Source organism: Antarctobacter albus, assembly GCF_900101505.1.
GTDB lineage: Bacteria > Pseudomonadota > Alphaproteobacteria > Rhodobacterales > Rhodobacteraceae > Antarctobacter > Antarctobacter albus.
In genome coordinates, this window is sequence record NZ_FMZI01000006.1 from 158914 (window position 1) to 184159 (window position 25246).

The window sequence follows — 25246 nt, forward strand, 5'->3', positions numbered from 1 at the left end:
CATGAAGGTGCTGATGGTCGCCTCGGAATGTGCGCCCTTCGTCAAGACCGGGGGGCTGGCGGACGTGGCGGGCGCGCTGCCCGGTGCGCTGGCGCCGCTGGGGGTCGAGGTCAAGACCGTCCTGCCCGCCTACCCGGCGCTGTTTCCCCTGCTGGCCAAGGGCAAGGAAGTGGCCAGCTTTGGCGACCTGCCCGGCGGCACCGGACGACTGGTCGAGGTTCAGGCCGAGGGGCTTACACTGCTGCTGCTGGACGCGCCGCAGCTTTTCGACCGGCCCGGCGCTCCCTACACCGGCGCCGATGGCAAGGACTGGCCCGACAATCACCGCCGCTTCGGTGCACTGGCGCAGGCGGCGGCACGGATCAGTTTCGACGGGCTTGACGGCTGGGTGCCGGACGTGCTGCACGCGCATGACTGGCAAGCGGGGCTGGCGCCGGTCTACCTGAAACAGGACGGACGCACGCCGCCCAAATCGGTCATCACGATCCACAACATCGCCTTCCAGGGCCGGTTCGGCCCGCATGTCATGGGCGATCTGCAGTTGCGCAGCGACTGGTTCCACCCCGGCGGGCTGGAATATTACGGCGATGTCAGCTTTCTCAAGGCGGGGCTGGTCTATGCCGATCACATCACCACCGTCAGCCCAACCTACGCGCGCGAGATCCTGACCCCGCAATTCGGCATGGGGCTGGACGGGGTGTTGGCAGGCCGGGCCTCGGACCTGACCGGCATCCTGAACGGCATCGACCTGGAGGCCTGGAACCCCAAGAGCGACCCGGCCCTGACCGCGACCTATGGGTTGAAACGACTGGGCGCCAAGACCAAGAACCGCGCCACCCTGGCCGAGCGGCTGGGGCTGGACCCCGACCATGACGGCCCGCTTTTTTGCGTCATCAGCCGCCTGACCCTGCAAAAGGGACTGGACGCGTTGGCCGGCGCCCTGCCTGCGCTGGTCGCCGGCGGCGGCCAACTGGCGCTGCTCGGCTCGGGCGAGCCAGAGCTGGAGCAGGCCTTTCGCGACGCCGCCGCGCGCTTCCCCGGAAAGGTTGGGGTCGAGATCGGCTATGACGAGGCGCTGTCGCACCTGATGCAAGGGGGATCGGATGCGATCCTGATCCCCTCGCGGTTCGAACCCTGCGGCCTGACCCAGCTGTACGGGCTGCGCTACGGTACCTTGCCGGTGGTGGCGCGGACCGGCGGGCTGGCCGACACGGTGATCGATGCCAACCACGCGGCGCTGGCGGCGGGCGTGGCCACCGGCTTTGTGTTCGACGATGTCTCTGTCGCCGGGATCGAGGGCGTGATTGCCCGCGCCATCGCCGCCCATGCCAACCGGGACCTGTGGAAACAGATGCAGGCGGCGGCCATGCGTCAGCCCGTTGGCTGGGAAAGCTCGGCCCGCGACTATGTCCAGATGTACGAGACGCTCTGCGCATGACCGAACCCGGGGGCGGCACATATGGGATCGGCGCAGGCCGGCCAAACCGGCTGGGCGCCGTCTTTGACGGAGAAGGCACCAATTTCGCGCTCTTCTCGGATCATGCCCAGCGGGTCGACCTGTGCCTCTTCTCGCCCGATGGCAAAACCGAGCAGCAACGCCTTTCGCTGCCCGAACGGCGCGGCGCGGTCTGGCACGGGTATGTCCCGGGGCTGAAGCCCGGAGCGCTTTACGGCTATCGTGTCCACGGTCCCTTTGCCCCCGAGCGCGGCCACCGCTTCAACGCCAACAAGCTGCTGGTCGATCCCTACACCCGCGCCCTGCACGGCGGGTTCAGCACCCATCCCGCGACCTTCGGCTACAGCCCCGGGTCGGCGGATGGCGATCTGTCGTTCAGCTCGTCCGACAGCGCAGCCCATACACCCAAATCCGTGGTCTGGGACCCCGCCGACTATCCCACCGGCACCAGGGGACTGCGGCGCGGATGGTCCAACACGGTCATTTACGAAACCCACGTCCGGGGCAGCACAATGCGCCACCCGGACGTGCCCGAGGCGCTGCGCGGCACGGTCGAGGGGCTGGCCTCGGACGCGATGCTGGACCATCTGACCCGGTTGGGCATCACCACGGTCGAACTGCTGCCGGTGCAGGCGATCCGGTCGGAAAACGCGCTGACCGGGCGCGGGCTGGTCAATTACTGGGGCTACAACACCGCCGGGTTCTTTGTCCCGGAACCGCGCTACCTTGGCCCTGCGGGGGTGGCAGGCTTCCGCCGGATGGTCGACAGGTTCCACGCGGCGGGGATCGAGGTGATCCTTGACGTGGTCTACAACCACTCGGCCGAGGGCGACCACCTTGGCCCGACCTTCTCTTTTCGTGGGCTCGACAATGCCTCCTACTATCGCCTCGTCGAGGGGCAGCCCCGGTTCTACGTCAACGACACCGGCACCGGGAACACGCTGAACACCGACCATCCCTTTGTCCTGCGCATGATCCTCGACAGCCTGCGCTTCTGGGTGGACTGTATGGGCGTCGACGGGTTCCGCTTTGACCTGGCCACCACCTTGGGGCGCGAGCGGCAGGGGTTCGACCGGCACGGCGGCTTCATGGATGCGCTCAGGCAGGACCCGCTGCTGGCCGAGGTCAAGCTGATCGCCGAACCCTGGGATCTGGGACACGGCGGCTATCGGCTGGGCCAGTTCCCGCCCGAGTTCGCTGAATGGAACGACCGCTTTCGCGACACGGTACGGCGCTTCTGGCGCGGCGACGGGCATGCGGCGCAGGATCTTGGCTCGGCACTTTTGGGCACGGCGGACCTGTTCGACACGCGCGGGCGCCGCGCCTGGGCCTCTGTCAACTTTGCCGCAGCCCACGACGGGTTCACGCTGGCCGATGTCACCGCCTATTCGAAACGCCACAACCAGGCCAATGGCGAGGGCAACCGCGACGGCCACCATGCCAACCATTCGGACAACCTGGGCGAGGAAGGCGAGACCAAGGACGCGACGATCCTGTCCGCTCGTCGCCAGCGGGTGCGCAACATGCTGGCCACGGTTCTGTTGTCTCAGGGCACGCCCATGATCCTTGCGGGCGACGAGGGCGGCCATTCGCAAGGCGGCAACAACAACGCCTATTGCCAGGACAATGAAACCAGCTGGCTGGACTGGGCGACGATGGACAAGGACCTGGTCGATTTCACCGCCGCGCTGATCGCTTTCCGCAAGGCGCATGGCGTGCTGCGGCAGGGCCGGTTCCTGCACGGGGTTCAGCGCGCGGACGGCAAGCCGGACGTGGAATGGCGTGGCTTTGACGGCAGCGCGCTCAACTGGCGCGATCCGGGGCTGTCCTCGCTCTGCCTGCTGCTGCGCGGCTGTGCCGAAAGCCCGTCGGGCTGCGCCGACACCGAGGAAATCCTGCTGGCCTTCAACCGCGAGGGCAGCGATCAGGTCCTTGAACTGCCCCCGCCCGCAGGCACATGGCGGCGCGAGATCGACAGCTCGGCGCCGCGCCAGCACCCGCAGGACATCACAGAGGCGACCGTCACCGTCGCCGCATTCAGCGTCGCGGGCTTTGTCCGCCACCCGGAGAAGACGACATGACCGGAGCCGACGAGGCCCTGCGCGACCTGGCAAAGGCCTATGGCGTTAACCTGGGCTTTCACGACCTGCAAGGCCATGAACACGCCGCCGCACCAGAAACGCTGCGCGCGCTCCTGGGGGGTATGGGGGTTGCGTCCGATACGCCCGCCGCGGTGGCCGAGGCGCTGGACCAGTTGCGCGCCCGCCAGGACGAAAGCCCCGTGCCATCCGAGATCCTGGCCCGCGCCGGTGCGCCCCTGTCGCTACCCGTTCCGTCGCCCTGCGACTGGATGCTGCTGGACGAGAGCGGCGCCGAGGTACAGGCGGGACGGGCCGGGGAAAGCATCGACCTCGGGCCGATGGACGTGGGCTATTTCACCCTGCATGTCGCTGCACCGGACCGGCATGCCGAATCGCTGGTGCTGGCGGCCCCGGCCCACGCACCAACCGTTCAGGACCTGACCGGGCGGGCAAAGGGATGGGGCGTCTGCGGCGCGCTTTACGGTCTGCGGTCCGGGCATAACGGCGGGTTGGGCAGCTATGGCGACCTGCCCGCCGCCCTGCGGGCGCTGGCGCAGGCGGGGGCGCAGTTCTTCGGTCTGAACCCGATCCATGCGCTGGGCTGGACGGCGGAGGAAATGACCAGCCCCTATTCGCCCACGCACCGGGGCTTTTTCAGCACCGATCACATCGCACCGCGCGCCGGGCTGGGACCGACACCCCGGGATGAGCTGATCGACTACGCCACCTACCGCCGCCGCCAGCGCGGCGCGCTGCACAGCGAGTACCTGCGCTTCGAGGCCGCCCCCGAAGCCGAGCGCCGCGCCTTTCAGCGTTTCCGGGCCGAGGGTGGCGCCCGGCTGGATACTTTTGCCCAGTTCGAGGCGCTCAGCGGCCTGCACGGCGAGGATTTCCGCAACTGGCCCGATGCCTTGCGACGTCCGGGCCCCGACGCCGCTCGGGCCGCCGCCGAAGACGTGGAATTCCACCAGTGGCTGCAATGGCGGGCCGAGACACAGATCGACGCCGCGCAGGCCGCCGCGCGCGAGGCAGGAATGGATTTCGGGCTGTACCTGGATTTGGCGGTGGGCGCGCGGCCCGGCGGCGCCGAGGTCTGGATGCACCGCGACACCATCGCCCAAGGCGTCACCATCGGCGCCCCGCCCGATCACCTGAACCCCGAGGGCCAGTCGTGGAACCTGGCCGCCCATGCGCCCGCACGCCTGCGCGCCGCGCAGTATCGCCCGCTGCGCGCCATGCTGCGCAAGCTGATGGCCAAGGCGGGCATCCTGCGGGTGGATCACGCGCTGGGGCTTTTGCGCAGCTTCTGGATTCCCGATGACGGCAGCCCGGGCGGCTATGTCTCGCAGCCTTTCGAAAGCCTGCTGGCGGTGATCGCCATCGAGGCGGCGCGGGCGCGCTGTCTTGTGGTGGGGGAGGACCTGGGACTGGTGCCCGACGGCTTTCGCGAAACCCTGAACGGCGCCGGGTTGCTGAGCTATGCCGTCTGGCAATACGAAACGGCGGCGGACGGAACACTCTGTGATCCCAAGGACCTGCGCGCCTTCTCGCTGGCCTGTTTCGGCACCCATGACACGCCGACGCTGCGCGGGTTCTGGTACGGGCAGGACATCGACTGGTGGCAGCGCATGGGCTGGCTGAACAGCGGCCAGACCCGCGCCCGCCACGACGAGCGCGCCCGCCAGCGCGCGGGCCTGCGCGACATGTGCCACCTCCCGCCAGAGGCCGGTCCCGACCGGATCGCCGAAGCGGTGCAGGCCCGGCTTTGCACGGCGCCATCGGCGCTGGTGGCCCTGCAACTGGACGACCTGCTGGGCTGTCTCGAGGCCCAGAACCTGCCCGGCACCGTCACCGAGCATTCCAACTGGCGCCGCCGCCTGCCCGTGGCGGTCGATGGCCTCAAGCAAGCATTGCCCGCCAGCCGCATTCGCGCTTTCATGCCCGTGGACCGCAGCGGGACCGTTTAGAAAGGACCCTTTTCATGACGCCCATCACCCGCCCCCTGACGCCCTTCGACGGCCAGAAACCCGGCACCTCGGGCCTGCGCAAGAAGACGCGGGTCTTCATGCAGGACGGTTATGTCGAGGCCTTTGTCCAATCCATCTTCAACGCCATCGGCGGTGTCTCGGGCAAGACCTTCGTCGTCGGCGGGGACGGGCGTTATTTCAATGCCGAGGCGATCCAGACCATCCTGCGCATGGCCGCCGCGCAGGGCGCGGCGCGCTGCATCGTCGGGCGGGAGGGCCTGTTGTCGACACCCGCCGCCTCGAACCTGATCCGCAAGCGCGGCGCGGATGGCGGGCTGGTCCTGTCGGCCAGTCACAACCCGGGCGGGATCGACGCGGATTTCGGGCTGAAATACAACATCGCCAACGGTGGCCCAGCGCCGGAAAGCGTGACCGCGGCGATCCATGAACAGACGCAGGGCATTTCCGAATACGTCACCTTGGAAACGCCGGACGTGGACCTGGGCCTCCTGGGCGAAACCGCGCTGGGCAAGATGACGGTCGAGATCCTGGATCCGGTGGCCGACTACGCCGCGCTGATGCAGGAACTGTTCGATTTCGACGCTATCCGGGCGCTGATCGCCGGGGGATTCAGCCTGAAATTCGACGCGATGCATGCGGTGACAGGCCCCTATGCCACTGCGATCCTTGAAGGAATGCTGGGCGCGCCAAAGGGCACCGTGCTGAACGGCGTGCCCTCGGTCGACTTCGGCAAGGGACATCCAGACCCGAACCCGATCTGGGCCAAGCCGCTGGTCGACATGGTGATGCGCGACGACGGACCGGATTTTGCCGCCGCCTCGGACGGCGACGGCGACCGCAACATGATCCTGGGCAAGGGCATCTATGTCACGCCCTCTGACAGCCTGGCGGTGCTGGCCGCGAACGCCCATCTGGCGCCGGGGTACGCGCGCGGGCTGGCAGGCGTGGCGCGGTCGATGCCGACCAGTCGCGCCGCCGACCGGGTGGCGGAGAAACTGGGCATCGAAAGTTTCGAGACGCCGACAGGCTGGAAGTTCTTCGGCAACCTGCTGGACGCGGGCCGCACCACGCTCTGCGGCGAGGAAAGCGCCGGCACCGGGAGCGACCACGTCCGCGAAAAGGACGGGCTGTGGGCGGTGCTCTTATGGCTCAACATATTGGCCGCACGCAAGATTTCCGTGGCGGAGATCCTGCAGGACCACTGGCGCAGCTATGGGCGGGACTACTATTCGCGGCACGACTACGAGGCGGTGGACTCTGCCGCCGCCGAAGGGTTGATGGCCGATATGAACGCCCGTCTGGACGATCTGCCGGGGATCGAAGTGGGCAATCCGCCCAAGGTGATCGCCCGCGCCGACCAGTTTGCCTATACCGATCCGGTGGACGGATCGGTCAGCAGGAACCAGGGCTTGCGGATCTTTTTCGCGGACGACAGCCGGGCGGTGATCCGCCTCTCGGGCACCGGAACAGAGGGCGCGACGATCCGCGTCTACCTGGAACGCTATGAACCTGCCGGGGGCGATCTGAACGTCGAGACCCAGGCCGCGCTGCGCGACCTGGCGGCCGCCGTGAATGCCCTGACGGGCCTCTCCGAACGGACCGGGCGCGAGGCACCGGATGTCATGACCTGACCCGCCCAAACCGGGCTTGCACACTCCATGCAAGGCCCTGCGCATGAGATGCGCAGGGCGCGGTGCCGCGGCCAGGTCCGCTGAGAACCCTAGTTCAATTCTGCACGTTCGTTGGGCAGACGTTGACGTAGCGTTCCGTGATATTCACCGTCGATGCCAGCACCCCGGTATAGGTTCCGGACACAGGCCACGACAGTTTCTTTTGATCTCTGTAGACCAGTTCCATCGTACCCTTGTAAGGCAAGTCCAGATTGGCCTCGTAGTAGCTTGGGACAACCAGCACGTTCAAAAGCGGCTCACCGTTCTCATCCACTTCGGTGAAGGAATCGAGACGGCCTGCTGCCTTGAAATCTTCATAGGTCGAGGCCGGGAACTTTTTCGTCATCTCGGCGACCAGGGTTCTTTCGTTATTGTCTTGCCATTCATGGCCCAGCCCGAAGCTCGCTTCGGCAGATACTTCGAATCCGGTTTCGCCTACGGACGGCACGCCAGCCTTGCCCGAGTACTTGAAGCCCAACTTGAGGCCAACCCGCCAATCCCACTTTGAGATATCAACATGCTTTCGCGTTTCTGAAAGCTTTACCGTGGTTTCCTCGTTCCGGCGCACCGGCACACAGACCGGCGTCATGTTCTTCAGTTTGGGTCGCGCGTCTTTGAGTGTGGGATAGGTGTCGACGTTCAAGTTGATCCTTTCCGGTTCGCGGATGAATGCCAAGCCGAAACTGTCGATCTCGGTCCCGGAACGCACCCAGACGCCCACGGGATAGCCAGTGCCTACATTGGCGTCGGCCTTGCCATCCGCGATCCCCGCGGTCACCCCTAGACTTACCTTCCTGTCCATACTGGTCTGGAACACGATCTGCTTAACGCGACGCGGGTTCTGATTTGGATAGACTGTCAGCCCCGTGATCAATTCATTCGGATCGAACAGGATCTGCTGTGTCGCAAAGCCGTTTGTCGAGCCGTAAGACTTTTCTTGTGTTGTATTGAAAACGCCGTCGGCGTCCTGCTTTGACCACCTGACTTTCAAACCCGTCACGTACCCGTGACGCAGCCACAGTTGAATTTCCGAAACGCGGCTACCGTCGCACATCACGTCGAAATGCGGATTTCCGCCGCTGCCGCCCGCGACGGCCTTTTTTTCAAGGAACCATTCATCGCAGGCCTGCGACACGGTTGCTGCAAGACACATGAAACAGGCAAGAAACAGATAGCGGAGATGAAACATCTTGGCGGCTCCTAATCCGGATAATTACCAAGAAATTGTGCTTTCCGCGTATGGCCATTACAACCTTGACACGCAACTATTTCTGTGGAGTATCGCTCGACTGGTGACCTTGGGCATTCAGGACGCCCAACTCTGGCACGACCGCCTTGGCGACATCCCAATTCCTCGCGGTGTTAGAGTGTGCGGATCGTGGTCAGCCTTGACCCTACCGAATCTGCTTGCGTCCGCCCCCATGCTCGCCTATATGCGCCTCAACAGCGGCGCGCCGAGGTTCAGCCCCGGCGCCCATCGTTCTTTCGCAAACGGGCCGCTGGCCCGTTTTTTTGTGCCCGAAAGGCAAGTGACCAATGACCGACCTGATCGCAAAGACCGGCATGGACAAGCGTCTTGCGGAGATCGTGCAGCCCGTGATCGAGGACATGGGATTCGACCTGGTCCGCATCCGCCTGATGGGCGGACAGGTGCCGACGCTGCAGATCATGGCCGAACGCCCCCAGGGCGGGATCGAGGTGGATGAATGCGCCGAGATCTCGACCGCCGTCAGCGCCGTGCTGGACGTCGAGGACCCGATCATCGACACCTACACGCTGGAGGTGTCCAGCCCCGGCATCGACCGCCCGCTGACCCGGCTCAAGGATTTCGATACCTACGAGGGGTACGAAGCCCGGCTTGAGACCTCGGAGATGATCGAGGGCCGCAAGCGATTCCGCGGCGTGCTGGCCGGGGTCGAGGACGGCGAGGTCCTGATCAACCTGGACGAGGGCACCATCGGGCTGCAGTTCGACTGGCTGACCGACGCCAAGCTGGTGATGACGGACGAACTGATCCGCCTCATGCTGAAGGCCCGCAAGAAAGCGGATGCCCAGGGCGCGGGCGATACACTGGACGAGACCAAGTTTGACGAGATCGAGACCGAACAGTCTCGGGACGAGGAGCAATAACAATGGCAATCACCTCTGCAAACCAGCTGGAACTCCTGCAGACCGCCGAGGCGGTGGCGCGCGAAAAGATGATCGACCCCGGTCTGGTCGTCGAAGCGATGGAAGAAAGCCTCGCCCGCGCGGCCAAGTCCCGTTACGGCGCCGAGATGGACATCCGCGTGTCGATCGACCGCCGCACCGGCAAGGCGACCTTTACCCGCGTCCGCACCGTCGTCGAGGACGAGGAGCTGGAGAACTACCAGGCAGAGTTGACCGTCGAGCAGGCCAAGCAGTACATGGCCGACCCGCAGGTGGGTGACGTCTATTCCGAAGAGGTGCCGCCGGTGGAACTGGGCCGGATCGCGGCGCAGTCGGCCAAGCAGGTGATCCTGCAGAAGGTCCGCGAAGCAGAGCGCGACCGCCAGTACGACGAATTCAAGGACCGCGCCGGCACCATCATCAACGGTGTCGTCAAGCGCGAGGAATACGGCAACGTCATCGTCGACGTGGGCCGTGGCGAGGCGATCCTGCGCCGGAACGAAAAGATCGGCCGCGAAAGCTATCGCCCCGGCGACCGCATCCGCTGCTACATCAAGGACGTGCGCCGCGAGACGCGCGGGCCGCAGATCTTCCTCAGCCGCACCGACCCGCAGTTCATGGCCGAGCTGTTCAAGATGGAAGTGCCGGAAATCTACGACGGCATCATCGAGATCAAGGCCGTCGCCCGCGATCCCGGCTCGCGCGCCAAGATCGCCGTGATTTCCTATGACAGCGGCATCGACCCGGTCGGCGCCTGCGTCGGCATGCGCGGCAGCCGCGTGCAGGCCGTCGTGAACGAGCTTCAGGGCGAAAAGATCGACATCATCCCGTGGAACGAGGACGTGCCGACCTTCCTCGTCAACGCGTTGCAGCCCGCCGAGGTGTCCAAGGTGGTCCTCGACGAAGAGGCCGAGCGCATCGAGGTCGTGGTGCCGGACGAGCAGCTGTCGCTTGCGATCGGCCGTCGCGGTCAGAACGTGCGTCTTGCCTCGCAGCTGACCGCGCTCGACATCGACATCATGACCGAAGAGGAAGAATCGAAGCGCCGCCAGGCCGAGTTCGAGGAACGCACCAAGCTGTTCATGGACACGCTGGACCTGGACGAGTTCTTTGCCCAGCTTCTGGTCTCCGAAGGGTTCACCAACCTCGAAGAGGTGGCCTATGTCGAGATCGACGAGCTGCTGGTGATCGACGGCGTCGACGAGGACACCGCCAACGAGTTGCAGGCCCGTGCCCGCGACGTGCTGGAAGAGCAGGCCCGCAAGGCGCTGGAACACGCCCGCGAACTGGGTGTGGACGACAGCCTCGTGAATTTCGAGGGGCTGACCCCGCAGATGGTCGAGGCCCTGGCCGAAGACGGCATCAAGACGCTGGAAGACTTCGCCACCTGCGCCGACTGGGAACTGGCCGGCGGCTGGACCACTGTCGACGGGCAGCGCGTCAAGGACGACGGGCTGCTGGAGAAATTCGAGGTCGATCTCGAAGAGGCGCAGAACATGGTCATGACCGCGCGCGTCCTTCTGGGCTGGGTCGATCCGACCGAGCTGGAAGCCGCGGCCGAGGAAGGTGACGAAGACCTGGCCGACGACGACGGCGAAACCGAAGAGCAGGAGGCGTAAAGCCGGCATGACCAGGGGCGGACGGGCCAAGACCCACGACGACGGACCTGAGCGGAAGTGCATCGCCACCGGCGATGTGCAGCCCCGCGACGGGCTGATCCGGTTCGTCCTGGGCCCGGACGGACGGATCGTGCCGGATCTGGCTGGTAAATTGCCGGGACGCGGCCTATATGTATCGGCCAACCGGGCGGCGATCGACAAGGCAGCCGCAAAGGGGCTTTTCTCACGGGCGATGAAACAGCCGGTGAAACTCCCCGACGGGCTGTCCGATCTGATCGAACAGATGCTGGCGAAGCGGGTCATCGACCTGATCTCGCTGGCGCGGAAGTCGGGACAGGCCATCTCGGGCTACGAGAAGGTCAAGTCCTGGTTGCAGATGGAAGAGGCCTCGGTGCTGATCCAGGCGGAGGACGGCTCGGGTCGGGGCAAGTCGAAACTCTCGACGCCGTATGGCGGTGATTATATCGGCTGGCTCACGGCAGACGAACTGGGCATGGCCTTTGGCCGACAAACTGTGATACATGCCGCGCTTGGCTCTGGCGGACTCGTGCCGCGTATTGTAGAGGAAGCCCAGCGCTTGAAGGGTGTACGCGTCACGTCAGACGCGGATCGCGGTGGCAGGGGCCACCGGAAAGGATGAAGAAGCTTTATGAGCGATAACGACGGCAAAAAGACATTGGGCGTGCGTGGCGGCGGAGCCCGTTCGGGCAGTGTGAAGCAGAGCTTCAGCCACGGACGCACAAAGAACGTCGTGGTGGAGACCAAGCGTAAGCGGGTCGTCGTCCCGAAGCCCGGCGCCGGTAGCGGTGCGGGTGGCGGCAAGGGCGGCCAGGTTGGCGGATCGGGCGGCAAGCGCCCGGCCGGCATCTCGGATGCCGAGATGGAGCGCCGCCTGAAGGCGCTGCAAGCCGCCAAGGCACGCGAGGCAGAGGAAACCGCCAAGCGCGAGGCCGAGGAAAAGGCCCGCGCCGAAGAGCGTGAGCGCCTCCGCGCCGAAAAGGAACAGAAAGAGCGCGAGCAGCGCGAAGCCGAGGAAGCGCTGAAGCGCAAGGCCGAGGAAGAAGAGCGCAAGAAGCGCGAGGCAGAGGACGCGGCCAAGGCCGCCGCCGCTGCCGCCGCCCAGCCTGCGCCCAAGGCCGACGACCAGGCCCGCGCCAAGCCCAAGAAGGAAGAGGCCCCGCGCCGCACCCCCGACCGCGACGACCAGAAGAGCGGTCGCGGCGGACGTGGCCGTGGCGACGGCGGACGCCGTTCCGGCAAGCTGACCCTGAACCAGGCCCTCTCCGGCGGCGAAGGCGGCCGGCAGAAATCCCTGGCCGCGATGAAGCGGAAGCAGGAGCGCGCACGCCAGAAGGCGATGGGCGGCCAGCAGTCCCGCGAGAAGGTGACGCGCGACGTCAAGCTGCCCGAGGCGATCACGGTGGCCGAACTGGCCAACCGCATGGCCGAACGCGTGGGCGACGTCGTCAAGGCGCTGATGAACAACGGCATCATGGCGACTCAGAACCAGTCGATCGACGCCGATACCGCGGAACTGATCATCGAGGAATTCGGCCACCGCGTGCAGCGGGTGTCCGATGCCGATGTCGAGGACGTCATCAAGGAGGTCGAGGACAAGGCCGAAGACCTGCAGCCGCGCCCCCCGGTCATCACGATCATGGGTCACGTCGACCACGGCAAGACTTCGCTTCTGGACGCGATCCGCGATGCCAAGGTGACAGCCGGCGAAGCGGGCGGGATCACGCAGCACATCGGCGCCTACCAGGTGAAGACCGAGAGCGGCGCGGTGCTGAGCTTCCTCGACACGCCGGGCCACGCGGCCTTTACCTCGATGCGTTCGCGCGGGGCCCAGGTGACGGATATCGTCGTCCTGGTGGTTGCCGCCGACGACGCGGTGATGCCGCAGACCGTCGAGGCCATCAACCATGCCAAGGCGGCGAAGGTTCCGATGATCGTGGCGATCAACAAGATCGACAAGCCGTCGGCCAACCCGACCAAGGTGCGCACCGACCTGCTGCAGCACGAGGTGATCGTCGAGGAACTGTCCGGTGACGTTCAGGACGTCGAGGTCTCGGCCCATACCGGCCAGGGCCTGGATGAACTGCTGGAAGCCATCGCGCTGCAGGCCGAGATCCTGGAACTGAAGGCGAACCCGAACCGGGCCGCCGAAGGCGCCGTGATCGAGGCTCAGCTGGACGTGGGCCGTGGCCCCGTGGCCACCGTGCTGGTTCAGCGCGGCACCCTGCGCCAGGGCGACGTCTTTGTCGTCGGCGAGCAGTACGGCAAGGTCCGCGCGCTGATCAACGACAAGGGCGAGCGCGTCAAGGAAGCTGGCCCCTCGGTGCCTGTCGAGGTGCTGGGCCTGAACGGCACACCCGAGGCCGGCGACGTTCTGAACGTCACCGAGACCGAGGCGCAGGCGCGTGAAATCGCCGAGTACCGTGCCAACCTGGCCAAGGAAAAGCGGGCCGCGGCCGGTGCAGCCACCACGCTGGACCAGCTGCTGCAGAAGGCCAAGGAAGACGAGAACGTCAGCGAGCTGCCGGTCATCGTCAAGGCCGACGTGCAAGGTTCGTCCGAGGCCATCGTGCAGGCGCTGGAGAAGGTCGGCAACGACGAGGTCCGCGTGCGGGTCATCCACTATGGCGTGGGTGCCATCACGGAGACCGACGTTGGCCTTGCAGAGGCGTCCGGCTGTCCGGTGATCGGCTTCAACGTGCGGGCCAATGCACCCGCGCGGAACGCCGCCAACCAGAAGGGCGTCGAGATCCGCTACTACTCGGTGATCTACGACCTCGTGGACGACGTGAAGGCGGCGGCCTCGGGCCTGCTGTCGAACGAGATCCGCGAGAACTTCATCGGTTACGCGCAGATCAAGGAGGTCTTCAAGGTCTCGAACGTGGGCAAGGTGGCTGGCTGCCTGGTCACCGAGGGCGTTGCCCGCCGGTCCGCCGGTGTACGCCTGCTGCGCGACGACGTGGTGATCCACGAAGGCACGCTGAAGACGCTCAAGCGCTTCAAGGACGAGGTTGCCGAAGTGCAGTCCGGCCAGGAATGCGGCATGGCCTTCGAGAACTACGACGACATCCGTCCCGGCGACGTGATCGAGATCTTCGAACGCCAGGAGATCGAACGGTCGCTGGACTGATCCGGTCGACAAGGTCAATCGAGAGACACGAAAAGACCCCCGAATCGGGGGTCTTTTTCATTTCAACTGGACGAAAACCGGGGCGGGGTTTCGGTCTGGCCCCGGTGGCAATGTCAGGCGGGGCGGCCGATAAAGATGCGCTGGCCGACACGGACCGAGATCCGCCCGTCGGGAAAGGTCTTTTCCAGCAGACCCTGCACCGACACACAACTGCCGATAACGATTGTCTTGAGCATGACACTCCTCCGGTTGTCACAATTTTGCCAAAATTACACCGGGAGCGTTAACAATACCATAAGCCCTTGGTCTATCTTCCACGAGGGAGCGCCCAAATTACCGGCAAGTGCGCTGAAAGCACAGGCAAAGAGCCGATACCCGTCCCGCAAAGCCGGATAACAGGTCAGCAGGGCTTGCCTATAGCCAGTCCCGAAGAATCGGGATCAGGGGCACATCGGCCGGCGGCATCGGGTAATCGCGCAGCTCTTGCTTGCGCACCCATTTCAGGGCCTGCCCCTCTTTCGACTGCGGAATCCCGCCCCACTTGCGGCAGGCAAAGAGCGGCATCAGCAGGTGGAAATCGTCATAACCATGCGAGGCGAAGGTCAGCGGCGCCAGGCAGCTCGACCAGGTCTCGATCCCCAGTTCCTCGTGCAATTCGCGAATCAGCGCCGCCTCGGGTGTCTCTCCCGGTTCGACCTTGCCGCCCGGAAATTCCCAGAGGCCCGCCATGCTCTTGCCCTCGGGACGCTGGGCCAGCAGGACGCGGCCATCGGCGTCGATCAGGGCAACGGCGGAGACGAGGATGATCTTCATGGCGGGTCCTGCACAGGCTGGAGAAGGCGGGAGCGAGGGGCCAGCCCCTCGCGCTCCCCGGAGGTATTTTAAGCCCAAAGAAACCTAGGGCCGTGACGGAAAGGTCAGGACCGGTAATCCGCGTTGATCTGGATGTAACCGTGGGTCAGGTCGCAGGTCCAGACGGTCGCCTGCCCTGCGCCAAGTCCGATATCGACGTTGATGTCGATGTCCTGCCCCTTGAAATAGGTCGCGCCATCCTCTTCGCGATAGCTTTCAGCGACCCAGCCTTCGCTGGCGACAAGGGTCTCGCCGAAGCGGATCGACAGCTTGTCGCGGTCGGCGGCGGCGCCGCTTTTGCCCACGGCCATGACGATGCGGCCCCAGTTCGGGTCCTCACCGGCGAGCGCGGTCTTGACCAGCGGCGAATTCGCGATGGCCAGCGCATGGGTGCGGGCATCGGCGTCAGAGGCCGCACCGGAGACATGCACGGTGACGAATTTCGTCGCCCCCTCGCCGTCGCGGACCACCTGGTGGGCCAGGTTCAGCATCACGTTGTAGAGCGCCTGGGTGAAGTCGGCATTCCAGGTCACGTCCACACCCGACGCACCGGTCGCCGCCATCAGCAGCGTGTCCGAGGTCGAGGTGTCGCTGTCCACGGTGATGTTGTTGAAGGTCTTGGCGTTGAGTTCCGACACCAGCGCCTGCAGCTCGGCGCGCGGGATACGCGCGTCGGTGAAGATGTAGACCAGCATCGTCGCCATGTCGGGCGCGATCATGCCCGACCCCTTGGCGATGCCGGCGATGCGCACCGGTTTGCCATCGACGTCGATTTCCGCCGTCGCCGCCTTGGGGAAGGTGTCGGTGGTCATGATGGCGCGGGCGGCCTCGGCCATGCCGTCGGGCGACAGGGCGCCGTGCAGCTCGTCGAGCTTGGCGGTGATGCGGTCATGCGGCAGGCGCTCGCCGATCACCCCGGTCGAGGAGGTGAAGACGCGGGACACGGGCAGGCCTGTCTGCGCCGCCACGGCCTGACAGATGGCCGCGACAGAGCCCTCACCGGCCTTGCCGGTGAAGGCGTTGGAATTGCCCGAGTTGACGATGATGGCGGCGCCTTCGGCGCTGTCCGTGCCGATCTTGGACTGGCAGTCCAGCACGTTGGCCGAGCGCGTGGCCGACCGGGTAAAGACCCCGGCCACCACACTGCCCGGGTCGAGCAGCGCCAGCATCACGTCGGGGCGGCCCTTGTAGCGCACCCCGGCCTCGGCGATGGCGAACCTTGCGCCCCCGATGACCGGGAGCGCGGGAAAGTCTGCGGGGGCAAGCGGAGACCGGGGAGGCATGTGCTCTTACTCCGCCAGCAGGCCGAGGTTGTTCAGGATCGACGTGTCGATTTCGGTGAAATCGAGCCGCGTCACCTCACCTGCCTCGGCCTGTTCCGCGATATAGGCCTGGACAGCGTCCTGCTTGAGCTTCTGCTCGATCGCGGGGCGGACCTGTTCCAGCGGCGGGGCATCCATCGTCCGGGTCTCGTTCAGGGTGATGACGTGCCAGCCATAGCGCGTCTGCACCGGGGCGGAGACGGCGCCCGGTTCCATCGCGGCGACCGCGTCTTCGAAGGCCTTGAGCATACGGCCCTTGCCGAACCAGCCCAGAGAACCGCCGTTGGGGCCGGTCGGACCGGTGGAATTGGCGCGTGCCAGTTCCGCGAAATCGGCGCCATCGGCCAGTTCCTGGATCAGTTCCTTGGCCTTTTCCTCGGTCTCGACCAGGATGTGCGAGGCGTTGTATTCGACTCCAAGGTCGGCATCGACATAGTCGGCCTTGTAGGCGGCCTCGACGGCCTCTTCGGTCACGGCACCGTCGGCCACGGCCTGCATCGCCTCGGCGGCCAGAAGTTCACGCTTTTCATTGTCCAGCGCCAGCTGGACACGGTGGGTTTCCTCGCCCTTGTCGGACTGTGCCAGCGTCTCGTACTGGATCAGCCGTTCCAGCAGCCCTTGCCAGAGATCGTCGGTTGGCGCCTGCTGGAACCGTTCCGGCAGCGAGGCGCGCGCCATCAGCATGTGGCCAAAGGTGATGTCCGTGCCATTGACGGTGGCGACAACGGTGTCGATCGTGATCTCGGCCGGCTTGTCGGCGTCGGCGTCCTGCGCCAGGGCCGGCAAAGCCAGGGTCAGCGCGACCGCCGCAGCCGAGAGTTTCATGAGGGTTTTCGACATCGGTTCTTCCTCTTGATTCGGTGCCGCGTCCCTGGGCGGCGTTGACACTCTACAGCCGTCCCCTTACATGCCCGAAAGGCTCTGCGAGGCCGGTCTTTTCGTTCCGTCATATGGCTCATGTGCGAGGCGGGCAAGCAGATGCCGCACTTGACGCTGGAAACAGGTACATCAGACCATGCTTGGAAAAATCGCGCGCAAGGTATTCGGCACGCCGAATGACCGTAAGATCAAGGCCACACGCCCGCTGGTGGAAAAGATCAACGCGCTGGAGCCGGAGTTCGAGAAACTCGACGATGCCGGTCTGATCGCCAAGAGCCAGGAGTTCAAGGAGCGCATCGAAAAGGGCGAGAGCCTCGACTCGCTGCTGCCCGAGGCCTTTGCCAACTGCCGCGAAGCCGCCAAGCGGGCCCTGGGCCTGCGCGCCTTCGACGTTCAGCTGATGGGCGGGATTTTCCTGCACCAGGGCAATATCGCAGAGATGAAGACCGGTGAGGGCAAGACGCTGGTCGCGACCTTCCCCGCTTACCTGAACGCGCTGACGGGCCGGGGCGTGCATATCGTCACCGTCAACGACTATCTCGCCAAGCGGGACGCAGAGTGGATGAGCAACGTCTACGGCGCGCTTGGCCTGTCGACCGGCGTCGTCTACCCGCGCCAGCCCGACGAGGAAAAGAAGCAGGCCTATGCCTGCGACATCACCTACGCCACCAACAACGAGCTGGGCTTCGACTATCTGCGCGATAACATGAAGTCCGAGCTGGACCAGATGTTCCAGCGCGACCACTACTTTGCCGTCGTCGACGAGGTCGACTCGATCCTGATCGATGAGGCGCGGACGCCGCTGATCATCTCGGGGCCCTCCGACGACCGTTCGGAACTGTACCAGGCCATCGACAAGCTGATCCCGGAACTGGCCGAGGATCACTATACCGTCGATGAAAAGACCCGGAACGTCACCTTTACCGACGAGGGCAACGAGTACCTCGAGCAGATGCTGCAGGCGCATGAGCTGCTGGAAGAAGGCCGGAGCCTCTACGACCCGGAAAGCACCACCGTCGTGCACCACGTCAACCAGGCGATCCGGGCGCACAAGCTGTTCACCAAGGACAAGGATTACATCGTCCGCGACGGCGAGGTTGTGCTGATCGACGAGTTCACCGGCCGGATGATGGCCGGGCGGCGCCTGTCGGACGGTCTGCACCAGGCGATCGAGGCCAAGGAAGGCTGTGACATCCAGCCCGAGAACGTGACGCTGGCCAGCGTGACATTCCAGAACTACTTCCGCCTCTACGAGAAACTGTCCGGCATGACCGGGACGGCCTCCACTGAGGCCGAGGAATTCGGCCAGATCTACGGCCTGGGCGTGGTCGAGGTTCCGACCAACCTGCCCATTGCGCGGATCGACGAGGACGACGCCGTCTATCGCACCGGAACCGAAAAATACGCCGCTATCGTCGAGGAAATCCGCAAGGCGCATGAAAAGGGCCAGCCGGTCCTTGTCGGCACGACTTCGATCGAGAAGTCCGAGATGCTGAGCCAGATGCTGACGCAGGCGGGGCTGAAGCACAACGTCCTGAACGCGCGCCAGCACGAGCAGGAGGCGCAGATCGTCGCCGACGCCGGCAAGCTGGGCGCGATCACGATTGCCACGAACATGGCGGGCCGCGGCACCGACATCAAGCTGGGCGGCAACGTGGAATTCCAGATCATGGAAGCCATCGCCGCCAATCCCGATCGTCACCCCGACGAGATCCGCGCCGAGATCGCGGCGCAGCACGAGGCTGACGAACAGGCGGTCAAGGAGGCGGGCGGCCTGTTCGTCCTGGCCACCGAACGCCACGAATCGCGCCGCATCGACAACCAGTTGCGCGGTCGTTCGGGCCGCCAGGGCGACCCGGGGCGGTCCTCCTTCTTCCTCAGCCTCGAAGACGACCTGATGCGCATCTTCGGGTCCGAACGGCTGGAAAAGGTGCTGTCGGGCCTGGGCATGAAAGAAGGCGAGGCCATCGTACACCCTTGGGTGAACAAATCGCTGGAACGCGCGCAGGCCAAGGTCGAGGGGCGCAACTTCGACATCCGCAAGCAGCTGTTGAAATTCGACGACGTGATGAACGACCAGCGGAAGGTGATCTTCAGCCAGCGGCGCGAGATCATGGAATCGCAGGACGTCAGCGAGATCACCACCGACATGCGCCACGAGGTGATCGAGGAGCTGGTGGATGCCTATGCGCCGCCCAAGGCCTATGCCGACCAGTGGGACATGCCGGGTCTCTATGCCGCCGTGCTGGAAAAGCTGGGCATGGACCTGCCGATCATCGGCTGGGCCGACGAGGACGGCGTCGACCAGGAGGTGATCCGCGAGCGGCTGGAAGAAGCCAGCGACGAGATGATGGCCGAGAAGACCGAGGCCTTTGGCCCGGACACCATGCGCCAGATCGAAAAGCAGGTCCTGCTGCAGACCATCGACGGCAAGTGGCGCGAACACCTGCTGACGCTGGAACACCTGCGCTCGGTCGTGGGCTTCCGTGGCTATGCGCAGCGTGACCCGCTGAACGAATACAAGAACGAATCCTTCCAGCTGTTCCAGAACATGCTGGACGGCCTGCGCGAGACGGTGACCGAGCAGCTGAGCAGGGTGCGCCCGATGTCCGAAGAGGAACAGCAGGCAATGATCGCCGAGATGCGCCGCCAGCAGGAAGAGATGCAGCGGCAGATGGACCGCGCCGCGGCCGCGGCCGCCCCGGCCCCCTCTGCCGCCGCCCCGGCGGGCGATGCCCCCTCGCCCGAGGCCGTGGCCGCAGGGTTCGACGAGAACGACCCCGAAACATGGGGCAATCCCGGCCGCAACGACGCCTGCCCCTGCGGGTCGGGCAAGAAGTTCAAGCATTGCCACGGCCGGCTCAGCTGACCCCGCGCGGCGGCCCCAGGCGGGCCGCCCGCCCGATTAAGGCCCCAATGACTCCGCCTGCGTGCCCTATGCGCGCCATGTTTACCTTTCATCCTGCAAGATGAGAACAAAGGACAGGAGTCTTCATCATGGCCCGGCTTACCAGCTATCTCCTCGGCGGCGCGACGCTGGTTTGCGCGCTAGGGACCGGTTACGTGATGCAATACGGCTTTGCCCTGCCCCAGCAGGGCGGCAAGGCACCTGAACCCAGGCTGGAAATTTCCGAGATCAAACAGACCTCGTCAGCCGTTGTCCTGCCGATGATCCCCGTCGACCGCCCGCCCGAGGCACAGCTGCCGGAGGCCCCCGTGGTGGTCAAGGCCGCCGCAGAGGTCGACCTGCCCCAGGCCGACCTGCCCGAGGCGCCCGCCGAAACCGGGTTTTCCTGCGACATGACAATGACCGCGACGCCAACGGCAGGTGCGCTTGTCGACGTGGAACTGATTGCCCCCTGCCGCGCCAGCGAACGGGTGACGATCCACCACCAGGGCATGATGTTCACCGAGGTGATCCAGCCGGACGGCTCGCTCTCCGTCACGGTCCCCGCACTTGCCGAACAGGCCGTCTTCATCGCCAGCTTTGCCAGCGGCGAAGGCACGCTGGCCAGCACGGATGTCAGCTCGCTGCCATTCTATGACCGCGTCGTCGTGCAGTGGAAGGGCGAGGCCGGGCTGCAACTGCATGCCCGCGAATTCGATGCGGGCTATTTCACCGATGGCCACATCTGGGCCGCCCATGCCGGCAACCTGACCGCCGCTGCCAAGGGCGAAGGTGGGTTCCTGACCCGCATGGGCCGCGCCGACACGCCCGAGGCGCTGGCCGCCGAGGTCTATTCCTTTCCCGCCGGCACCGCCAAGCGCGGCGGTGAGATCCTGCTGTCGGTCGAGGCCGAAGTGACGGCAGGCAACTGCGAAACCCAGGTCGAGGCACAGACGCTGGAAATCCGTGACGGCGGCGATCTGCGCACCCGCGACCTGACGCTGCAGATGCCCTCTTGCGAGGTTCTGGGCGACTTTCTGGTGTTGAAAAACCTTGTCGAAGACATGACTATCGCCGCCAGATGAGAGGCGGGTGACGGGGACTTCATGTCGATCAGTCGTGCGGCGGTATTCGCCGCACTTTTCCTTTTCATGCAGGCCGGTTTCGCCCTGGCGCAGGACATCACGCTGAAATCGCGGGATGGCAGCATCGCCTTGTCGGGCAACCTGCTGGGGTTCGACGGCGAGTTCTACCGGATCGAGACCCGCTTTGGCGAATTGACCGTCGACGGCTCGGGCGTGACCTGCACCGGCGTCGGCTGCCCCTCGCTGATCGACTATGTCGCAGAGGTGACGATTTCCGGCTCCGCCAGTGTCGGCCACGGGTTGATGCCTGCCCTTGTCGAGGGTTTTGCCGCCCGCAGCGGGTTGCAGGCGGAACGCATCGGCACCGCCAGCGGGACGGTCTATGCCCTGCGCAAACCGGGTGGGCGTGTACTTGGCAGGTTTACCTTTCGCGTCACGGACACCGACAGCGGCTTTTCCGACCTGCTGGCGGATGAGGCCGATATCGTCATGGCCCTGCGCGAAATCCGTCCCGAGGAGGCCGCCCGCGCCCGCGCGGCGGGACTGGGGGACCTGACGGCGCCCAACCGCTCTCGCGTGCTGGCGCTGGATGCTGCGGTGCCGATCGTCTCGCCGCGCAATCCGGTCGACCGACTGTCGATCGCGCAACTGGTCGATGTTCTTTCCGGTCGGATCACCAACTGGAGCGATCTGGGCGGCCCGGATGCGCCGATCACGTTGCACCTTCGGGGCGAGGGCTCTGGCATGGTGCAGGGCTTGCAGGACCGGCTGTTGCGCCCTGCCCGCCTTGACCTGGTCGATGGCGCCAGACGCCACGACAGCAATACCGCGCTTGTCCGGGCCGTGGCGGTCGATCCTTTCGGGCTGGGGCTGGCCAGTTATGCCGAAACGGGCGTGACCCGGCCGCTGGTTCTGGCCGGGGCCTGCGGCTTTACCCTGCGGGCGGCGCGGCGCAGCATCAAGACCGAGGACTATCCGCTGACCGCGCCGATGTTCCTGTATATCCCGGCGCGGCGCCTGCCCAAGCTGGCCCGCGATTTCCTGGCTTATGCGCATGGGTCATCGGCCCAGATCACGATCCGCGAGGCCGGTTACATCGACCAGGCTCCCGAGGAGGTGGCCCTGGACCTGCAGGGAGACCGCCTGGCCAATGCCGTCGCCGTGGCCGAGGGCGAAGAGGGGTTGGCGGCCTTGCAGGACATGGTGACCGCGCTTGGGCCGATGCGGCGGCTGACGACTACCTTCCGTTTCGAGACCGGGTCGACCAAGCTGGACGCGCAGTCCCGCTCGAACGTCCTGGCGCTTGCCCGCGCGCTGGAGGCAGGAGGGTATGATGGACGCGAGCTGGTCTTTGTCGGGTTCTCGGACGGGGTCGGGCCCGCTGCGGCCAATCTGGACATCGCGCGACGCCGGGCCGAGGCCGTGCGCCGCGCGGTCGAGGATGCGGCGGAAACGGCCGACCTGGACCGGGTGCAGATCAGCGCGCGCGCCTTTGGCGAGGCCCTGCCGATGGCCTGCGACGACAGCGCCTGGGGGCGGCAGGTGAACCGGCGGGTCGAGGTCTGGGTTCGGTGATCCCGCGCAGCGTCAGAGCAACCCTTCGCTGCGGAAACTGAGTTCACGCGATTTCCCGATCACCAGGTGATCGTGCAGCGTGATGCCCAAGGCATCGGCAGCCACCTGGATCTGCGCCGTCATGTCGATATCCGCCTGGCTGGGCGTGGGGTCGCCGGACGGATGATTGTGCACCAGGATCAGCGCCGAGGCGTTGAGTTCGAGCGCCCGTTTCACCACCTCACGCGGGTAGACGGGCACATGATCGACCGTGCCGCGCGCCTGCGGTTCATCGGCGATCAGCACGTTCTTTCGGTCGAGAAACAGGATGCGGAACTGTTCGGTGTCACGGTGGGACATGGTGGTCTGGCAATAGTCGATCAGCGCATCCCAGCTGCTGACCACCTGTTTGCGCAGGACCCGCGACCGCGCAAGGCGGTGCGCCGCCGCCTCGACGATCTTGAGTTCCGTCACGACGGCCTCTCCGACGCCATTGACCTCTTTCAGGCGATGCAGGGGCGCCGAGACGACACCGTTGAAATCCCCGAAGGTTTCCAGCAGTAGGCGCGCCAGCGGCTTGACGTCCCGCCTGGGAATGGCCCGGAACAGGACCAGTTCCATCAGTTCGTAGTCCGGCAGTGCCTCTGCCCCGCCGATCAGGAATCTTTCGCGCAGGCGCGCGCGGTGATCGCGAATGTAGGACGGCAGTTTCTGCGCCCCCGGACCGGGCCGAGCGGGTGCCTCATCATGATCGAAGAGGGCAGCCTGTGAGTCGGAGAAATGCGAGCCTCGGGTCATACTGGCGATGGTGGCGCACCGAGGTGAACAGTTGGTTAACGTTGCAGTTTCTGGGCGAATTTAAAACCAAAGGCAAGACTCAGTACGATCCATCCTGTGAACGTCAAGATATATGCGAACTGTGTACAGGTTGTTATCCACAGGCCAGACTTGACTAAAAATGGAAAGTGAGTCACTTTGACGCAGCATGAGTGGGCATCGACGGGATTCTCTTACCTCCCCCGCCGACGCTCCGTCTCCTGCTAAGCAACCAAGGTCGCCTAAGACTGGATAGACTCCGACAGAAGAATCTATTCTGCCGGACCTGTCAAGGCAGACCTTTCAGAACCGGCAAGGTCCGGAGAAAGGCCAACTATGGCAAAGAAAACACCCTGGCACTCAATCAAGTCGAACGTCTATCATGACGACACAGACTGCAACACTGGCAATAACATCGAGCGCGAGAACCTGCGCTCAGGCACAGGGGGAAAGCCCAAGTGCGCCGAGTGCAAGAGTCTGAACGGCTGAAAGAATGGAGTGGCCTTTAAGGGCCACTCTACCCCTTCATCGAGTCCCAGAAGTTTTTCACCGAAGTGAAGAAACTGTGTGATTCCGGGTTGTTGTCCTCGGCCAGGGATTCGAACTCGCGCAGGAGCTCCTTCTGTTTCGAGGTCAGGTTCACCGGGGTTTCCACCGCCAGTTCGATGAACATGTCGCCCGAGGCGCCGCCGCGCAGGGCTGGCATGCCCTTGCCACGCAGGCGCATCTGGCGGCCGGACTGGCTGCCCGAGGGGATCTTGACGCGCGAGCGGCCGCCGTCGATCGTCGGCACCTCGATGTCGCCGCCCAGCGCCGCAACGGTCATCGCCACCGGCACGCGGCAGTGCAGTTCGGCGCCGTCACGTTCAAAGATCTTGTGGGGCTCGACCTCGATAAAGATGTAGAGATCGCCCGGAGGGCCACCGCGCATCCCGGCCTCGCCTTCGCCCGCAAGGCGAATGCGCGTGCCGGTTTCCACGCCCGCGGGGATGTTCACCGACAGGGCACGTTCCTTCTGCACCCGGCCCGCGCCGCCGCAGTTGTTGCAGGGGTTCTTGATGATCTGGCCCAGGCCCGAACAGGTCGGACAGGTCCGTTCCACGGTAAAGAACCCTTGCGTCGCGCGGACCTTGCCCAGGCCCGAACAGGTCGGACAGGTGGTCGGTTCGGCCCCGCCTTCGGCGCCCGATCCGTGGCATTCGTCACACTGGATCGAAGTCGGCACCTTGATGGTCTTCTGCAGCCCGTTATAGGCCTCTTCCAGCGTCACGCGCAGGTTGTAGCGCAGGTCGGCCCCGCGCGCCGCGCGCTGGCGCCCCCCCTGGCGGCCGCCCATGAAATCGCCGAAAAGATCGTCGAAGACGTCGGAAAAGGCGCTGGCGAAATCAGCGTTGCCGCCGCCCATGCCGCCGCCAGGACGCGGGCCGCCGCCCATCCCGCCTTCGAAGGCCGCGTGGCCAAAGCGGTCGTAGGCCGCCTTCTTGTCGGCGTCCTTCAGGACGTCATAGGCCTCGTTGGCCTCCTTGAACTGCGACTCGGCCTCCGGGTTGTCGGCGTTGCGATCCGGGTGCAGCTCCTTGGCCTTCTTGCGGTAGGCTTTCTTGATCTCGTCTGCCGAGGCACCGCGCTCGAGGCCGAGTACGTCGTAATAGTCTCGTTTGGACATGGTCGTCCTCCTCGTTGCGGAACGTCATGGGGCCGGCCCGGTGTCCGGACCGGCCCCAGATTGGTTCCGAGGGCG

At 65.3% G+C, this 25246-nt stretch carries 18 protein-coding genes; 11 read left to right on the top strand and 7 right to left on the bottom strand.

Annotation, left to right across the window (positions count from 1 at the left end; translation table 11 throughout):
- The first annotated feature begins 1 nt into the window (after nt 1).
- Genes glgA through BLQ71_RS12310 form a run of 4 tightly spaced genes read left to right on the top strand, consistent with a single transcriptional unit; the run spans nt 2 to nt 7156 of the window.
- Nucleotides 2–1438 carry a glycogen synthase GlgA gene (gene glgA / locus BLQ71_RS12295; protein WP_074621928.1) on the top strand — a complete coding sequence of 479 codons (1437 nt, stop codon included), beginning with the start codon at nt 2–4 and terminating at the stop codon, nt 1436–1438.
- Nucleotides 1435–3537 (top strand): glycogen debranching protein GlgX, encoded by a 2103-nt coding sequence (gene glgX, locus BLQ71_RS12300; protein ID WP_074621929.1) that lies wholly within the window; start codon nt 1435–1437, stop codon nt 3535–3537. The genes glgA and glgX overlap by 4 nt, the downstream gene beginning before the upstream one ends.
- Nucleotides 3534–5504, top strand: a complete 1971-nt coding sequence (gene malQ / locus BLQ71_RS12305) for a 4-alpha-glucanotransferase (protein WP_074621930.1) — start codon at nt 3534–3536, stop codon at nt 5502–5504. The genes glgX and malQ overlap by 4 nt, the downstream gene beginning before the upstream one ends.
- A gap of 14 nt (nt 5505–5518) precedes the next feature.
- Nucleotides 5519–7156, top strand: a complete 1638-nt coding sequence (locus BLQ71_RS12310; RefSeq protein WP_074621931.1) for an alpha-D-glucose phosphate-specific phosphoglucomutase — start codon at nt 5519–5521, stop codon at nt 7154–7156.
- Nucleotides 7157–7250: 94 nt separating this feature from the next.
- On the opposite strand, the gene BLQ71_RS12315 is transcribed toward BLQ71_RS12310, so the two are convergent.
- Nucleotides 7251–8384 (bottom strand): jacalin-like lectin, encoded by a 1134-nt coding sequence (locus BLQ71_RS12315; protein ID WP_069210537.1) that lies wholly within the window; start codon nt 8382–8384, stop codon nt 7251–7253.
- Nucleotides 8385–8731: 347 nt separating this feature from the next.
- On the opposite strand from BLQ71_RS12315, the gene rimP reads away from it, so the two are divergent.
- Genes rimP through infB form a run of 4 tightly spaced genes read left to right on the top strand, consistent with a single transcriptional unit; the run spans nt 8732 to nt 14110 of the window.
- Nucleotides 8732–9325, top strand: coding sequence for a ribosome maturation factor RimP (gene rimP, locus BLQ71_RS12320; protein WP_069210536.1), 594 nt, complete (start codon nt 8732–8734; stop codon nt 9323–9325).
- Nucleotides 9326–9327: 2 nt separating this feature from the next.
- On the top strand, nt 9328–10962 hold the full coding sequence (nusA, locus tag BLQ71_RS12325; protein ID WP_043140532.1) for a transcription termination factor NusA: 1635 nt from the start codon (nt 9328–9330) through the stop codon (nt 10960–10962).
- A 7-nt stretch (nt 10963–10969) separates the two neighbouring features.
- Nucleotides 10970–11602, top strand: a complete 633-nt coding sequence (locus BLQ71_RS12330; protein ID WP_069210535.1) for an RNA-binding protein — start codon at nt 10970–10972, stop codon at nt 11600–11602.
- A gap of 9 nt (nt 11603–11611) precedes the next feature.
- Nucleotides 11612–14110: a translation initiation factor IF-2 gene (infB, locus tag BLQ71_RS12335; RefSeq protein ID WP_043140525.1), complete on the top strand. Its 2499-nt coding sequence runs from the start codon at nt 11612–11614 to the stop codon at nt 14108–14110.
- Nucleotides 14111–14223: 113 nt separating this feature from the next.
- Here infB and BLQ71_RS26970 read toward each other — a convergent pair whose 3' ends face one another.
- From BLQ71_RS26970 to BLQ71_RS12350, 4 genes are all read right to left on the bottom strand, one after another.
- Nucleotides 14224–14346: a hypothetical protein gene (locus tag BLQ71_RS26970; RefSeq protein WP_043140522.1), complete on the bottom strand. Its 123-nt coding sequence runs from the start codon at nt 14344–14346 to the stop codon at nt 14224–14226.
- A 178-nt stretch (nt 14347–14524) separates the two neighbouring features.
- Entirely contained in the window at nt 14525–14923 is a 399-nt protein-coding gene (mutT, locus tag BLQ71_RS12340; RefSeq protein WP_043140520.1) for an 8-oxo-dGTP diphosphatase MutT, read from the bottom strand.
- 104 nt (nt 14924–15027) lie between these two features.
- Entirely contained in the window at nt 15028–16245 is a 1218-nt protein-coding gene (gene argJ, locus BLQ71_RS12345) for a bifunctional glutamate N-acetyltransferase/amino-acid acetyltransferase ArgJ (RefSeq protein WP_074621932.1), read from the bottom strand.
- A gap of 6 nt (nt 16246–16251) precedes the next feature.
- Nucleotides 16252–17124: a peptidylprolyl isomerase gene (locus BLQ71_RS12350; RefSeq protein WP_043140514.1), complete on the bottom strand. Its 873-nt coding sequence runs from the start codon at nt 17122–17124 to the stop codon at nt 16252–16254.
- 175 nt (nt 17125–17299) lie between these two features.
- Between BLQ71_RS12350 and secA the strand changes: the two genes are divergently transcribed.
- From secA to BLQ71_RS12365, 3 genes are all read left to right on the top strand, one after another.
- The gene (gene secA / locus BLQ71_RS12355; RefSeq protein ID WP_074621933.1) at nt 17300–20032 is read left to right on the top strand and encodes a preprotein translocase subunit SecA; all 2733 of its coding nucleotides are present in this window, start codon (nt 17300–17302) and stop codon (nt 20030–20032) included.
- 128 nt (nt 20033–20160) lie between these two features.
- Complete coding sequence (locus BLQ71_RS12360) at nt 20161–21135, top strand: translocase (protein ID WP_074621934.1); 975 nt, start codon at nt 20161–20163, stop codon at nt 21133–21135.
- 21 nt (nt 21136–21156) lie between these two features.
- Complete coding sequence (locus BLQ71_RS12365) at nt 21157–22710, top strand: substrate-binding domain-containing protein (protein ID WP_074621935.1); 1554 nt, start codon at nt 21157–21159, stop codon at nt 22708–22710.
- Nucleotides 22711–22722: 12 nt separating this feature from the next.
- Here BLQ71_RS12365 and radC read toward each other — a convergent pair whose 3' ends face one another.
- Together radC and dnaJ are read right to left on the bottom strand one after the other, a co-directional pair.
- Nucleotides 22723–23487 carry a RadC family protein gene (gene radC, locus BLQ71_RS12370; protein WP_074621936.1) on the bottom strand — a complete coding sequence of 255 codons (765 nt, stop codon included), beginning with the start codon at nt 23485–23487 and terminating at the stop codon, nt 22723–22725.
- A gap of 535 nt (nt 23488–24022) precedes the next feature.
- Nucleotides 24023–25171, bottom strand: coding sequence for a molecular chaperone DnaJ (gene dnaJ / locus BLQ71_RS12375; RefSeq protein ID WP_043140501.1), 1149 nt, complete (start codon nt 25169–25171; stop codon nt 24023–24025).
- Between the last annotated feature and the right edge of the window lie 75 nt (nt 25172–25246).